At 72.4% G+C, this 14,024-nt stretch carries 11 protein-coding genes; 6 read left to right on the forward strand and 5 right to left on the reverse strand.

Annotated features, from left to right (window positions below; translation table 11 throughout):
• Window positions 1–101: 101 nt before the first annotated feature.
• From ACTG9Q_RS16875 to ACTG9Q_RS16890, 4 genes are all read left to right on the forward strand, one after another.
• Window positions 102–809, forward strand: coding sequence for a TetR/AcrR family transcriptional regulator (locus ACTG9Q_RS16875; protein ID WP_455573735.1), 708 nt, complete (start codon window positions 102–104; stop codon window positions 807–809).
• 49 nt (window positions 810–858) lie between these two features.
• The gene (locus ACTG9Q_RS16880) at window positions 859–2,085 is read left to right on the forward strand and encodes a thiolase family protein (RefSeq protein WP_455573736.1); all 1,227 of its coding nucleotides are present in this window, start codon (window positions 859–861) and stop codon (window positions 2,083–2,085) included.
• Window positions 2,085–4,190: a 3-hydroxyacyl-CoA dehydrogenase NAD-binding domain-containing protein gene (locus tag ACTG9Q_RS16885; protein ID WP_455573737.1), complete on the forward strand. Its 2,106-nt coding sequence runs from the start codon at window positions 2,085–2,087 to the stop codon at window positions 4,188–4,190. The genes ACTG9Q_RS16880 and ACTG9Q_RS16885 overlap by 1 nt, the downstream gene beginning before the upstream one ends.
• Window positions 4,191–4,263: 73 nt before the next feature.
• Window positions 4,264–5,088 (forward strand): DUF72 domain-containing protein, encoded by an 825-nt coding sequence (locus ACTG9Q_RS16890; protein WP_455573738.1) that lies wholly within the window; start codon window positions 4,264–4,266, stop codon window positions 5,086–5,088.
• A gap of 236 nt (window positions 5,089–5,324) precedes the next feature.
• Here the strand turns inward: ACTG9Q_RS16890 and ACTG9Q_RS16895 are convergent, their stop codons facing one another.
• Together ACTG9Q_RS16895 and ACTG9Q_RS16900 are read right to left on the reverse strand one after the other, a co-directional pair.
• Window positions 5,325–6,437 (reverse strand): sensor histidine kinase, encoded by a 1,113-nt coding sequence (locus ACTG9Q_RS16895; protein WP_455573739.1) that lies wholly within the window; start codon window positions 6,435–6,437, stop codon window positions 5,325–5,327.
• Window positions 6,438–7,103 carry a response regulator transcription factor gene (locus tag ACTG9Q_RS16900; RefSeq protein WP_455573740.1) on the reverse strand — a complete coding sequence of 222 codons (666 nt, stop codon included), beginning with the start codon at window positions 7,101–7,103 and terminating at the stop codon, window positions 6,438–6,440. It abuts the gene before it with no gap.
• A gap of 56 nt (window positions 7,104–7,159) precedes the next feature.
• On the opposite strand from ACTG9Q_RS16900, the gene ACTG9Q_RS16905 reads away from it, so the two are divergent.
• A complete protein-coding gene (locus ACTG9Q_RS16905) occupies window positions 7,160–7,807 on the forward strand; it encodes a class II aldolase/adducin family protein (RefSeq protein WP_455573741.1) in 648 nt (215 codons plus the stop codon).
• Here the strand turns inward: ACTG9Q_RS16905 and dxs are convergent.
• Window positions 7,802–9,712, reverse strand: a complete 1,911-nt coding sequence (gene dxs, locus ACTG9Q_RS16910) for a 1-deoxy-D-xylulose-5-phosphate synthase (RefSeq protein ID WP_455573742.1) — start codon at window positions 9,710–9,712, stop codon at window positions 7,802–7,804. The genes ACTG9Q_RS16905 and dxs overlap by 6 nt on opposite strands.
• A gap of 178 nt (window positions 9,713–9,890) precedes the next feature.
• Here dxs and ACTG9Q_RS16915 point away from each other — a divergent pair, with 178 nt between their 5' ends.
• On the forward strand, window positions 9,891–10,754 hold the full coding sequence (locus tag ACTG9Q_RS16915) for a hypothetical protein (RefSeq protein ID WP_455573743.1): 864 nt from the start codon (window positions 9,891–9,893) through the stop codon (window positions 10,752–10,754).
• A 6-nt stretch (window positions 10,755–10,760) separates the two neighbouring features.
• On the opposite strand, the gene ACTG9Q_RS16920 is transcribed toward ACTG9Q_RS16915, so the two are convergent.
• Together ACTG9Q_RS16920 and ACTG9Q_RS16925 are read right to left on the reverse strand one after the other, a co-directional pair.
• Window positions 10,761–11,951, reverse strand: coding sequence for a class I SAM-dependent RNA methyltransferase (locus ACTG9Q_RS16920; RefSeq protein ID WP_455573744.1), 1,191 nt, complete (start codon window positions 11,949–11,951; stop codon window positions 10,761–10,763).
• Window positions 11,948–13,948 carry an APC family permease gene (locus ACTG9Q_RS16925; RefSeq protein ID WP_455573745.1) on the reverse strand — a complete coding sequence of 667 codons (2,001 nt, stop codon included), beginning with the start codon at window positions 13,946–13,948 and terminating at the stop codon, window positions 11,948–11,950. Before ACTG9Q_RS16925 ends, ACTG9Q_RS16920 begins: the two co-directional genes overlap by 4 nt.
• Window positions 13,949–14,024: the final 76 nt, after the last annotated feature.

A 14,024-nucleotide genomic window follows, 5' to 3' on the forward strand; every position in this document is an offset into this window, starting at 1 on the left:
GAGCACTGCTCTCGTCTGAGATCAGTGAACACCACTCAATCGAGTGCGGTCAAGAGCAGTGCTCTCAATTGCGTGCAGCGATCCGCGTAGGGTGTTGGACCATGACAGCCGCACGGACGGCGCGTGAGCGGGCTCGCGCGGAGATAGTCCAGGAGATCAAGGACGAGGCGCGCGCCCAGCTGCGGGAGGGCGGGCCGCACAGCCTGTCCCTGCGCGGGGTCGCGCGGGCCGTCGGGTTCGCGTCCTCGGCGATCTACCGGTACTTCCCCAGCCGGGACGACCTGCTGACGGCACTGATCATCGATGCGTACAACGCTCTCGGCGCCGCCGCCGAGCAGGCCGACGTCCCCTCGGCGCCGCCGTCGCGGCGCTGGCTGCTCGTCTGCCACGCGATCCGGGACTGGGCGCTGCGCAACCCGTCGGAGTACATGCTGATCTACGGCTCCCCCATCCAGGGCTACCAGGCGCCGCAGGACACCATCACGCCCGCGTCCCGAGTGCCGAAAGTGCTGGTCAGAATCGCGGAGAGAGCGCCGGACTCACCGGTGAGCACCGCTCTGCGCCAGCAGATGACCGAGACCGCGGCCGTCATCGGCAGCTCCATCGCGCCCGGCGCGCTGGCCCGGGTGATGATCGCCTGGACGCAGCTGTTCGGGATGCTCAGCTTCGAGCTGTTCGGTCAGCTCAAGGGCAGCGCCGACCCCGCCGACGAGTTCTTCACCTCGACCCTGTGGGAGATGACCGGCCTGCTGCGCATCGACGGCGGCGGGCACGATCGTGGCGAACAGCTCAGCGCTACCGATGGGTAACTGGCGCTAGCATTGTTACCGGTGAGTAGTCCAATGTGAAGGAGCACCCGTGGCCGCACCCGCTGCACCCGCAGCCGAGCGCGCCGTTCGGAACGTGGTCTTCGTCGACGGCGTCCGCACGCCGTTCGGCAAGGCAGGCCCGAAAGGCATCTACGCCGAGACCCGCGCCGACGACCTCGTCGTGAAGGTCATCCGTGAACTGCTGCGGCGGCACCCGGAGCTCCCGCCGGAGCGGGTGGACGAGGTGGCCGTGGCCGCCACCACCCAGATCGGCGACCAGGGCCTGACCATCGGGCGGACGGCGGCGCTGCTGTCCGGCCTGCCCAAGTCGGTGCCCGGCTTCGCCATCGACCGCATGTGCGCGGGCGCGATGACCGCGGTGACCACCACCGCCAGCGGCATCGCCTTCGGCGCCTACGACATCGTGATCGCGGGCGGCGTCGAGCACATGGGCCGCCACCCGATGGGCGAGGGCGTCGACCCCAACCCGCGGATCGTGGCCGACAAGCTGGTCGACCCGACCGCGCTGATCATGGGCCAGACCGCGGAGAACGTGCACGACCGCTACCCGCACCTGACCAAGGACCGCTGCGACGCCTACGCCGCGCGCAGCCAGGAGCGCTTCGCCGAGGCGGTCAAGACGGGCAAGATCGGGCCCGAGCTGGTCCCGGTCGCCACCCGCTCCGCCGAGCTGGGCTGGGGCCTGGCCACCGAGGACGAGCCGCCGCGCCCGGGCACGACGGTCGAGACGCTGGCCAAGCTCAAGACCCCGTTCCGTCCGCACGGGCGGGTCACCGCGGGCAACGCCGCCGGTCTCAACGACGGCGCCACCGGTTGCATCCTGGCCGAGGAGGCCACCGCGCGGGAGCTGGGCCTGCCGGTCGGCATGCGCCTGGTGGGCTACGCCTTCACCGGCGTCGAGCCCGAGGTGATGGGCATCGGCCCGGTGCCCGCCACGGAGCGGGCGCTGTCCCGGGCCGGGCTGTCCATCGGGGACATCGGCCTGTTCGAGGTCAACGAGGCGTTCGCCGTGCAGGTGCTGGCGTTCCTCGACCACTTCGGCATCGCCGACGATGACCCGCGGGTCAACCAGTGGGGTGGCGCGATCGCCTGCGGGCACCCGCTGGCCTCCTCCGGCGTGCGGCTGATGACGCAGCTCTCGCGCCAGTTCGCCGAGCGCCCCGACGTGCGCTACGGCCTGACCACCATGTGCGTCGGGATCGGCATGGGCGGAACGGTCATCTGGGAGAACCCGCACTGGAACGGGGGCAAGTGATGTTCACCAAGGACGAGGCCGCGACGGCCTTCCCCGACGAGGTGGTGACCCGGGCGGTCACCCGCCTCGTCAGCGTCCCCGGCGTGGCCAAGCCGGTCGCGCTGATCACCCTGGACAACGGCCACGACCACACCCGGCCGTCGACCTTCGGGCCGCAGAGCCTGGTGAGCCTCAACGAGGCGCTGGACGCCGCGTTCGCCGCCGAGCCCGCCGCGGTCGCGGTGACCGGCAAGCCGTTCATCTTCGCCGTGGGCGCTGACCTGTCCGGTGTGGAGCAGGTGGCGGACCGGGCGCTGGCGCACAAGATCGCCGAGGCGGGCCACGCGGTGTTCCGCCGCCTGACCGACTCCCCCGTGCCGACCTTCGCCTTCGTCAACGGCGCGGTGATGGGCGGCGGGCTGGAGCTGGCGCTGTCGTGCCACTACCGGACGCTGAGCGACAACACCGCGGCCATCGCGCTGCCCGAGGTGTTCCTCGGCCTGTTCCCCGGCTGGGGCGGCACGCAGCTGCTGCCGAACCTGATCGGCCCGGACGCCGCCGTCACGGTGATCTTCGAGAACGCGCTGAGCCAGAACCGGATGCTCAAGCCCAAGCAGGCCGCCGACCTCGGGATCGCCGACGTGCTGCTGGGCTCGGCCGACTTCATCGAGGAGTCGCTGCGCTGGCTGGCCGCGGTGCTCGACGGCTCGGTCACCCCGGCGCGCCGCGAGATCGACCGGGGCGCGGGCTGGGACGCCGCGGTGGCGCGGGCCAAGGCGCTGGTGTGGGACAAGACCAAGGGCGCCTCCCCCGGCGCGCTCAAGGCCGTGGAACTGCTGGAGCTGGCCAGGGAGAACGACCTCGACCGCGGGTACGCCGCCGAGACCGAGGCGCTGGCCGACGTGCTCATGACCGACGAGCTGCGCGCGGGCCTGTACTCGTTCACCCTCGTGCAGAAGCGCGCCAAGCGCCCGGCGGGTGCTCCCGACAAGGGCCTGGCGCGTCCGGTGACCAAGGTCGGCATCGTCGGCGCGGGCCTGATGGCCGGCCAGATGGCGCTGCTGTTCGCCCGCCAACTGAAGGTGCCGGTGGTGCTCACCGACATCGACCAGGCCCGGGTGGACAAGGGCGTGTCCTACGTCCACGCCGAGATCGACAAGCTCGCGGGCCGCGGGCGGGTCTCCCCCGACGCGGCCAACCGGCTCAAGGCGCTGGTCAGCGGCTCGCTGGACAAGGCGGCCTTCGCTGACGCCGACTTCGTCATCGAGGCCGTGTTCGAGGAGCTCTCGGTCAAGCAGCAGGTGTTCGCCGAGGTCGAGGCGCACGTGAGCGAGACGTGCGTGCTCGCGACGAACACCTCGTCGCTGTCGATCACCGAGATGGCCGCCGGGCTGAAGCACCCCGAGCGGGTCGTGGGCTTCCACTTCTTCAACCCGGTCGCGGTCATGCCCCTGCTGGAGGTCGTCCGCGCGGAGAAGACCGACGACGCCACCCTGGCCACGGCCTTCGCGGTGGGCAAGTCCCTGCGCAAGTCGTGCGTGCTGGTCAAGGACGCCCCGGCGTTCGTGGTGAACCGGCTGCTGACCCGCTTCATGGGCGAGGTCGTGCGCGCCGTCGACGAGGGCACGCCGTTCGAGGTGGCCGACAGGGCCACGGAGAACCTCGGCCTGCCGATGAGCCCGCTGGTGCTGCTCCAGCTCGTCGGCCCGGCGGTGGCGCTGCACGTCGCCGAGACCATGCACCGCGCCTTCCCCGACCGCTTCACCGTCAGCGAGAACATGAAGCGGTTCGTGGCGGCGGGCAAGACCGCGGTGTACACCTGGGACGCGGCGGGCAACCAGAGCGTCGACCCGGAGGTCGCCGCGCTCTGGGAGTTCGGCGCCACCCCGCTGACCGGCGACGAGGTCCGCGGGCGCGTGCTGGAGGGCGTCGCGGAGGAGATCCGCATCATGCTGGACGAAGGTGTCGTGGCCGAGGCCCAGGACATCGACCTGTGCATGATCCTCGGCGCGGGCTGGCCGTTCTGGATGGGCGGCGCGACGCCGTTCCTGGACCGCGAGGGCATCTCGGCGAAGGTCAACGGCACGCCGTTCCTGGCCCGGGGCGTGGCCTCCGTCCCGGCCTGACGACCCTGCCTGACGATTGGCCGCCCGGCGTCCGCCACCAGCGGACGCCGGGCGGTTGGGCCATGATGCCCCGATGACGGGCACGGTGCGGATCGGGACGTCGGGGTGGGTGTACCCGCCCTGGCGCGGCGTGTTCTATCCCAAGGGCGTGCCGCAGAAGAAGGAACTGGCCTACCTGGCGGGCGTCCTCAACTCGGTGGAGATCAACGCCTCGTTCTACTCGCTCCAGCGGCCCAGCAGCTACCAGAACTGGCGCGATCAGACCCCTGAGGACTTCGTGTTCGCGGTCAAGGGGTCGCGGTTCATCACCCACATGAAGCGGCTGCGCGACGCCGAGGAGGCGATGGCGAACTTCTTCGCCTCCGGCCTGCTCGCCCTGGGCCCCAAGCTCGGCCCGATCCTCTGGCAGCTGCCCGCCACGTTCCCCTTCGAGCCGGACGTCATCGACGCCTTCCTCACCGCGCTCCCCCGCACCACAGCGGAGGCCGCCGCCCTGGCCACCCGCCACGACCACCGCCTCGAAGGCCGCGCCCACACCACCACCGACGCCGACCGCCCCCTCCGCCACGCCGTCGAGCCCCGCCACCCCGGCTTCCTCAGCCAGGAGTTCACCACCCTCATGCGCGCCCACCGCACGGCCATCGTCATCGCCGACGCCGCCGGGGACTGGCCCAACATCGAGGAAGTCACCACCGACTTCGTCTACATCAGACTCCACGGCGACGAGGAGCTCTACACCAGCGGCTACACCGACAAAGCCCTGGACCGCTGGGCCACCAAGATCCGCGAATGGCGCACCCACGCCGACGTCTACACCTACTTCGACAACGACGCCAAAGTCCGCGCCCCCGTCGACGCCCAAGCCCTCGCCAGTCGCCTGGCCCCTCGGGTTCCCTGAGCCCCGCCCTCCAACTCCGCAAGCGCCTGCGTCCCCACCGCACCAACTCGCGCAGACCAGGAAACACGTGCCACCACTCCTGGTGGTCTCGTGGAGCGATGTGGCGCCGGGGCTGTCGGAAGACCTTCGTCGGCTTGGAGAGGACTGGCCTCCACCCGCCCATCCATGACCACAGCGAGCAGGTCGTGAGCCTGCGCATGGCACGTCAAGTTGATTGCCGTGGTCAAGAATCAGGGTCAGGGGCGCATTGTCGGGAGGTTGACGGTCACGGCCAGGCCGCCGCCGGGGACGGCTTCGGCTGCCACGCGGCCGCCGTGCGCGCGTACCACCGCTCGGACGATGGACAGGCCGAGGCCGGTGCCCTTGTGGGCGGTTCGGTCGACCCCGCCCCGGCGGAACGGCTCGAACAGCTCGCCTACGCGGTCGGGGGGCACCACCGCGCCCGACGATGCCACGCGCAGGGTTGTCCACTGTGGATCGTAGGTGGTGCGGACGTCGATCCAGCCGCCGTCGACGTTGTGCCGCACCGCGTTCTCCAGGAGGTTGCCCGCCACCCGTTCCAGCAGGGCCGAGTCGCCGAGGACGATGACCGGGTCGGTGTGGAAGGTGGTGGTCAGGGCGCGGGTGGTGGCGTGGGCGGCGGTCGCGCGCCAGGCGTTGGACACGACCATGGCCAGGTCGACCGGGCCGGTGGCGCCGACGCCCAGGCCATCGGTGCGGGCCAGCACCAGCAGGGCCTCGACCAGTTGGCCCGCGCGCAGGGTCGCGGCGCGGACGACCTCGCCCATGCGCCGCAGCTCCTCGGCCGAGGCGTCGGGGTCGGCCAGGGTGACGTCCAGCTCGGTGCGGATCACCGCCAGCGGGGTGCGCAGCTCGTGGCTGGCGTTGGCGACGAACTGGCGCTGCGTGGCGAACGCGGCCTGCAGGCGCTCCAGCATCGCGTCGAAGGTGTCGGCCAGCTCGGCGACCTCGTCGCGCGGGCCGCGGTGGTTGATGCGCGAGCCCAGGGACTCCACCGACAGCCGGTGCGCGGTCCCGGTCACCTCCCGCAGCGGGCGCAGCACCCGGCCGGTGACCACCCACGCCAGCAGCGCCGTCGCCGCCACGACGCACACGAACGCCACCGAGCCCGCCAGCAGCAGCCGCTGCCGCGCGTCGTCGGCCAGGGCCTCGGCCAGCTTGTCCGCCGCCACCGGGACCCCGCCGACGAGCACGGTCTCCCCCGGCGGCAGCGACGGCACCGAGGCGACGACCCCGCCCGCGAGCAGCCAGCCCAGCCACAGCAGCAGGGCGCTGACCAGCGCCACCAGCACGGTGGTCAGCAGCGTGATCCGGGCCCGCAGCCCCACTTACTTCCCCGCGCGCACGCGGTAGCCCGAGCCGACCACCGTATCGATCAGCCCCGGGTCGCCCAGCTTCTTGCGCAGCGTCATCACCGTGACCCGCACCGTGGTGGTGAACGGGTCGGCGTTCTCGTCCCACACCCGCTCCAGCAGCTCTTCGCTGCTGACCACCGACCCGCGCGCGGCGAGCAGCACCTCCAGCACGCCGAACTCCTTGCGCGTCAGCTCCACCGCCCGCCCGCCCCGGGTGACGGTGCGCCGGGCCGGGTCCAGCTCCAGGTCGCCCGCGACCAGCACGGGCGGGGTCACCGGCGTGGCCCGCCGGGCCAGCGCCCGCACCCTGGCCACCAGCTCCGGGAAGGCGAACGGCTTGGCCAGGTAGTCGTCCGCGCCGAGGGACAAGCCCTCCACGCGCTCGGCGACGCCGTCGCTGGCGGTCAGCATCAGCACCCTGGTCAGCGCGCCGGAGGCGACGATCTCCCGGCACAGCTGGTCGCCGTGCATACCGGGCAGGTCGCGGTCGAGGACGACGACGTCGTAGCGGGTGATGCTGGCCTTCTCGTGGCCCTCGTCACCGTCGAGCGCCACGTCCACGGCCATCCCCTCGCGGCGCAGGCCGCGCGCGATGGCCTCGGCCAGGGGCTCCTCGTCCTCCACGATCAGAATTCGCACCCCACAACCGTGCCACACCTGCCGCGGCATCGTCCCGTTTGGGCATGATCAGGGCCATGAAGCTGCGTGCGGTGCGCGAACAGGTGGCCCGGCAGGCCCGGCGGTTGGCCGCGGAGGGCATGGTGCTGGGAACGGCGGGCAACATCAGCGCCCGGGACGGCGACCTGGTGGCCATCACCCCGACCGGCATGCGGCTGGCCGAGGTCCGCGCGGAGCAGGTGACCGTCATCGCCCTCGACGGCGAGGTGGTCGAGGGCACGCTGGCCCCGACCTCCGAGCTGGACCTGCACCTGGGCGTGTACCGGAGGTTCCGCGCGGGCGCGGTGGTCCACACCCACGCCTCGATGGCGACCGCGGTCTCCCTGGTCCTGGACGAGCTGCCGTGCGTGCACTACCAGCTCATGGAACTGGGCGGCACGGTCCGCGTGGCGCCCTACCGGACGTTCGGCACCCCGGAGCTGGCCGAGGCCGTCCTGGACGCCCTGGACGGGCGCACAGCCGCCCTCATGGCCAACCACGGCGCCCTGACCCACGGCGCGGACCTGGAGACCGCCACCGAGCGCGCGCTCCTGCTGGAGTGGGGCTGCACGCTGTACTGGCGCGCCGCCGCCCTCGGCCGGCCCAGGACCCTGGACCGCAAGGACCGCGCCGAGTACGAGGAGCAGGTCGCCAGGCTCGCCTACGGCCGCACCCGGGAGCTATAGCTCGGCCTGCTCCTGCTCGGCGTCGCTCGAGCGCACGATCAGGTCCGATGCCCAGCCCGTCACCCGGCGGGCGACGTCCTGGGCGGTCAGGCCCAGGCGGGAGAGCACCTCGTCGCGCGTGCCCTGGTCGTGGAAGACGTTGGGAATGCCCAGGTCCCGCAGGGGAACGTCCACATCGGAATCGCGCAGCAGCGCCGCGAGCGCCCAGCCGAACCCGCCGTGGCGCCCGCAGTCCTCCACGGTGACGACCAGGCGGTGCTCGGCGGCCAGGTCGGCCAGCTCCTCCGGGACCGGGGTGACCCAGCGGGGGTCCACGACGGTGACGCCGATGCCCTGGTCGGCCAGCCGCTCAGCGGCGGCCAGCCCCAGCGCGGCGAACGAGCCGACCGTCACCAGCAGGACGTCCTTGTGCCCGGACTGGTGCAGGATGTCGACCGGACCGCGCCGGGCGACGGCGGGGATGTCCTGGCCCACCGCGGCCTTGGGGAAGCGCAGCACCGAGGGGCCGTCGTCGATGGCCACGGCCTCGCGCAGCTCCGCGCGCAGCGTCCCGGCGTCGCGGGGGGCGGCGATGCGGATGCCCGGGATCATGCCCAGCATCGACAGGTCCCACATGCCGTGGTGGCTGGCCCCGTCGGGGCCGGTGATGCCCGCGCGGTCCAGCACGACGGTCACCGGGAGCCGGTGCAGCGCGACGTCCATCAGCATCTGGTCGAACGCGCGGTTGAGGAACGTGGAGTAGATCGCGACGACCGGGTGCAGCCCGGCCATCGCCAGCCCGGCCGCCGAGGTCACCGCGTGCTGCTCGGCGATGCCCACGTCGAAGCAGCGCTCGGGGAACCGCTCGGCGAACGGGGCCAGCCCGGTGGAGCGCAGCATGGCCGCGGTGATCGCCACCACCTCGGGGCGCTCGGCGCCGACCAGGGCCAGCTCGTCGGCGAAGACGTGGGTCCACGTCGTCGCCCGGGACTTGCGGGGCGCGCCGGTGTCGGGGTCGATCGGGTCGGTCTGGTGCATCTGGTCGAACTCGTCGTTCTCGGCCAGCGGGTAGCCGTTGCCCTTGCGGGTCACCGCGTGCACGATCACCGGCCCGCCGAAGTCGCGGGCGCGGCGCAGCGCGGCCTCCATGGTCTCCACGTCGTGGCCGTCGACCGGGCCCAGGTACTTCATGCCGAGGTCCTCGAAGAGCACCTGCGGGCTCAGCGCGTCCTTGATGCCGCGCTTGGCCGCGTGCAGGGCGGCGTAGAGGGGCTTGCCGACCACGGGGGTGCCCTGCAGGACCCGCTTGCCGCCCTCCAGGGCGCGCTCGTAGCCCGGCTGCAGGCGCAGCGTGGTCAGGTGGTCGGCGAGGCCGCCGATGGTCGGGGAGTACGAGCGGCCGTTGTCGTTGACGACGATCACCACGGAGCGCTCGCGCCCGGCGGCGATGTTGTTCAGCGCCTCCCAGCACATGCCGCCGGTCAGCGCGCCGTCGCCGACCACGGCGACGACCGTGCGGCGCTCACCGCGCAGCTCGAAGCCCTTGGCCAGGCCGTCGGCGTAGGACAGGGCGGTGGAGGCGTGGCTGTTCTCCACCAGGTCGTGCTCGCTCTCGGCGCGGCACGGGTACCCGGACACGCCGCCCTGCTGGCGCAGGTCGTCGAACGCCTCGCGGCGGCCGGTGAGGATCTTGTGGACGTAGCCCTGGTGGCCGACGTCGAAGAGGATCGGGTCGCGCGGGGAGTCGAAGACCCGGTGCAGCGCCATGGTCAGCTCCACCACGCCCAGGTTGGGCCCCAGGTGCCCGCCGACGCGGGTGACCTTGTCCACCAGGAACGAGCGGATCTCGACGGCCAGCCGGTCCAGTTCCTCGTGGGTGAACCGCCGCAGATCGGCCGGTCCGTGCACGGTGTCCAGCAGCGTCACCGAGTCGTCACCTCGTCTTGTCCGGTTGGCTGTCGCGAATATCGACTCGGCCAGTCTACGAGTGTCCCGCCGGGGCGCGCCGAGGCGTGTGTGCGCGATGCCCAGGCAAGCACTGGTCTGGACGGGTATGGTTTGGCGCGCACGATGGGGGGACGCGTTGTCGGGGGACGAGCAGCGGATGACCGAGCCGCACACGGCGATGGGCCAGGTGGAGCTGGACCGGCTGACCAAGCAGGTCGGCCGCGCGATGGTCGCGGTGGCGGGGCCCCGCTGGCAGCGGCTGCGCGCCGAGTACCGCTCGGTCGGCAGGCACGTCGAGGTCGACCTCACCGTGACCGGCGCCGACGGCGAGCCGGTGTCGGTCCGCCCGCCCACGGAGATGGTGGAGGGCCTGCGCACGCTGCGCGGCGGCATGTACCGCGCCGGGCGCGGGACCTGGATCTCGGCGGTGTACGAGATCGAACCCCCCGGTGACTACACAGTGGAGTTCGAGCCGGACATCGAACCCACTTGGCGGCGGGTCCCACCCCCGATCGGGTTCATTGACGAGCTTCGCTTCTTCCCCCGTGAGGATTCCCACATCCCCGGCTGGCTGCGCGCCCGAATCACCCGCCCGGGCGAGGCAGCCCCCGGCCACCGCCCCCCGGGCGGCCCGATTCCGGCTCCGCATCACCCCGGCAGCACCCCTCAGCCCGGCCCCACTTCCGGCCCGCGCCCGGGTCCGCCCCAACCCGGCCCACCGCCCGGTCCGGCACAGCCCAGCCACGCACCGCCGCCCAGCCCCGGCAGGTCCGGCCACACGCCTTCCGGTCCCGGGCAGCCCGGCCCTGGGCAGTCCGGTCCCGGCCAGCCCGATCCTGGGCAGCCCGGCCGGCACCACGGTTCCGGGCCGATTCCGGCCCCACCGCGCGGGCCGGTTCCGCCCTTCCCGCCGACGCCGCCCGGGGGCGTGCCCAACCCAGCGTCGGGCCCGCCCACCCCGCCGTGGGGCATCCCGGGCGGGCCCGTGCCCCCACCGGGCTGGACGCCGCCGAGCCGATAGCGCGGCTCAGTCGCGGGAGAGCAGGGCCACGCTCTCCACGTGGTGGGTCATGGGGAAGGCGTCGAACGCCCGCAGGTCGCGCAGGTGGTAGCCGTGCCCGGCGAAGGAGGCGATGTCGCGGGCGAGGGCCGCGGGGTCGCAGGCGACGTAGACCACCCGGGCGGGTCCGCGGGCGGCGATCGCGTCGACCATCGCTCCCCCCGCGCCGCGCCGGGGCGGGTCGAGCACCACCACGTCCGGGTCGGGCAGGTCCGCGCCGAGGACGTCCTCCACGCGGCCCGCGAACACCCGCACCATCGGCAGGTCCGCCAGGTTCTCCGCACCGTGCTCGGCGGCGTCGCGGTCGGACTCCACCGCCACGACAGAGCCCTCAGGTCCCACCTGGGCGGCCAGCACCGCGGCGAAGAGACCGGCCCCGGCGTAGAGGTCCCACGCACACCCGCCCGACGGCGCCGCGGCCCACTTCCCCACGACCTCGGCCAGCAGGTCGGCCGCGTCCGGGTGCACCTGCCAGAACCCGTGCGCGTCGATGCGCCAGTCCCGCCGCGCCGCCCGCTCGAGCGCCGTCGGCGCGCCGATCACGCCCCGCACCCGCCGCCCGCGGTCGGTCAGCTCGGCGGCGTGGGTGCGCCCGGTCGCGTCGACCGACACCGAGACCTCCGCGCCCGGCGTCCACGACCGGCCCACGACCTCGTCCACCGTGCCCGGCGCCGCGATCACGCAGTCCGCGATCGGCACGAGCCGGTGGCTGCGGTGCCCGCGGAACCCGGCCCGCCCGGACTTGTCGACGGCCAGCCGCGCCCGCGTGCGCCAGTCGCCCAGCCCGCCGGGCAGCTCCTCGACCTCGACCGCCCACTCCACGCCCGCGAGCCGCTGCAACTGCTCGGCCACCACGGCCGCCTTCAGCGAGCGCTGGGTCTCCCCGTCCGCGTGCTGCCAGTCGCAGCCGCCGCACCCGCCGGGCACCGCGTACGCGCACGGCGGCTCGACCCGTCCCGGGGCGGCCTCCAGCACCTCGACGGCGTCCCCCCGGCAGAACGACCCGCCCTTGTCCTCGGTGATCCGCACCATGACCCGCTCCCCCGGCAGGGCGTGGCGGACGAACACCACCCGGCTCTCGATCCTGGCCACGCAGTGCCCACCGTGGGCAACGGCCTCGACCGAAGCCTCCAACCGTCGCCCGGTCCAATCGGTCACCGACGCTCCTCCTCACCGAGCCCGCGCCGCACGGCGCCGGGCGTCACCTCATCGCGCTCGTTGACCTTTCGCGACGACGCGAGCTGCCACGGCACACTGGTCACCATCACCCCGGGCTGGAACAGCAGGCGCCCCTTGAGGCGCAACGCGCTCTGGTTGTGCAGGAACTGCTCCCACCACCGCCCGACGACGTACTCCGGGATGAACACTGTCACGACATCGCGCGGGTTGTCCGACCGGACACGCCGGACGTACTCCAGCACAGGCTTGGTGATCTCCCGGTAGGGCGACTCGACCACCTTCAGCGGGACGGTGAAGGACTGCTTCTCCCACTCCGTCACCAGCCGCCTGGTGTCGACGTCGTCCACATTGACCGTCACCGCCTCCAGCACGTCCGGGCGGGTGGCACGGGCGTAAGCCAAGGCGCGCTTGGTCGGCAGGTGCAGTTTGGACACCAGCACGATCGCGTGCACCCGGGACGGCAGCACCGCGGGCCGCTCGGCCTCGGCCTTGATCAGCTCGCGGTTGATCCTGTCGTAGTGCCTGCGGATGCCGGTCATCAGCGCGTACAGCCCGCCCATCGCGGCAATGGCGATCCAGGCGCCCGCGAGGAACTTCGTGATCAGCACGATGATCAGCACCGACCCGGTCATGAACAGGCCGAACGCGTTGATCGCCTGCGAGTGCCGCATCCGCCGCCGCTCGCCGGGGTCGGTCTCGGTGGACAGCAGCCGGCTCCAGTGCCGGACCATGCCGGTCTGGCTCATGGTGAAGGAGACGAACACCCCGACGATGTAGAGCTGGATGAGCTTGGTGACCTCCGCGTCGAAGGCCACGACCAGCACGATGGCGAACCCGGCGAGCCCGACGATGCCGTTGGAGAAGGCCAGCCGGTCGCCGCGGGTGTGCAGCTGGCGGGGCAGGTAGCGGTCCTGGGCCAGGATCGAGCCCAGCACCGGGAAGCCGTTGAACGCGGTGTTGGCCGCGAACAGCAGGATCAGCGCGGTGACGACGGTGACGAAGAAGAACCCCGGCCGGAAGTCGCTGAACACCGCGTCGGCGATCTGGGCGACCATCGTCTTCTGCTCATAGCCCTCGGGCGCGCCGACGAGCTGGGTGCCCGGGTCCTCGGCGACGCGCACCCGGGTGACCTTGGCGAGCAGGATCAGGCCCATCATCATGGTGACGGCGATGCCGCCCATCATCAGCAGCGTGGTGGCCGCGTTGCGGGACTTGGGCTTGCGGAAGGCGGGCACGCCGTTGCTGATCGCCTCGACGCCGGTCAGCGCCGCGCAGCCGGAGGAGAAGGCGCGCAGCATCAGGAACACCCAGAACAGGCCGGTCAGCTCGCCGTTCTCGGCGGTGATGCCGAACTCCGAGCTCTCCGCGAGCATCTCGTCGCCCGCGACGAACGCCCGGTAGACGCCGAACCCGATCATCCCCAGGATGCCGACCATGAACGCGTAGGTCGGGATGGCGAAGGCGGTCCCGGACTCCCGGATGCCGCGCAGGTTGGCCGCGGCCAGCAGCACGATCGCGGCCACGGCGAAGGTGACCTTGTGCGCGGCCACGAACGGCACCGCGGAACCGATGGTGGCCGCCGCCGACGCGATGGACACCGCCACCGTCAGCACGTAGTCGATCAGCAGCGCGCTGGCCACGGTGAGACCGGCCCGCCTGCCGAGGTTGACCGTGGCGACCTCGTAGTCCCCGCCGCCGGAGGGGTAGGCGCGCACGTTCTGGCGGTAGCTGGCGACCACGGCCAGCATGACGACGACGATGACCGCGCCGATCCAGGGCGCGAACGAGTACGCGGCCAGCCCGGCGATCGAGAGCATCAGGAAGATCTCCTCGGGCGCGTACGCCACTGAGGACATCGGGTCCGAGGCGAACACCGGCAGCGCGACGCGCTTGGGCAGCAGCGTCTGCGCCAGCCGGTCGCTGCGGAAAGGCCGCCCGACGAGCAGCCGCTTGGCCGTCGTGGAGAACTTGGACACGGAGGCACACAGTAAGCGGTGTACCCGTCCACGATCGCGCCGCCACCGGTAGGTTCTGCGGTGTCGACGACGAGCG

Source organism: Actinokineospora lacus, from assembly GCF_053813445.1.

Bases quoted from the DNA above. Each gene is read 5' to 3' on its own strand.
- ACTG9Q_RS16875 (WP_455573735.1), top strand. From the start codon at position 102: ATGACAGCCGCACGGACGGCGCGTGAGCGGGCTCGCGCGGAGATAGTC.
- ACTG9Q_RS16885 (WP_455573737.1), top strand. From the start codon at position 2,085: ATGTTCACCAAGGACGAGGCCGCGACGGCCTTCCCCGACGAGGTGGTG.
- ACTG9Q_RS16890 (WP_455573738.1), top strand. From the start codon at position 4,264: ATGACGGGCACGGTGCGGATCGGGACGTCGGGGTGGGTGTACCCGCCC.
- ACTG9Q_RS16905 (WP_455573741.1), top strand. From the start codon at position 7,160: ATGAAGCTGCGTGCGGTGCGCGAACAGGTGGCCCGGCAGGCCCGGCGG.
- ACTG9Q_RS16915 (WP_455573743.1), top strand. From the start codon at position 9,891: ATGACCGAGCCGCACACGGCGATGGGCCAGGTGGAGCTGGACCGGCTG.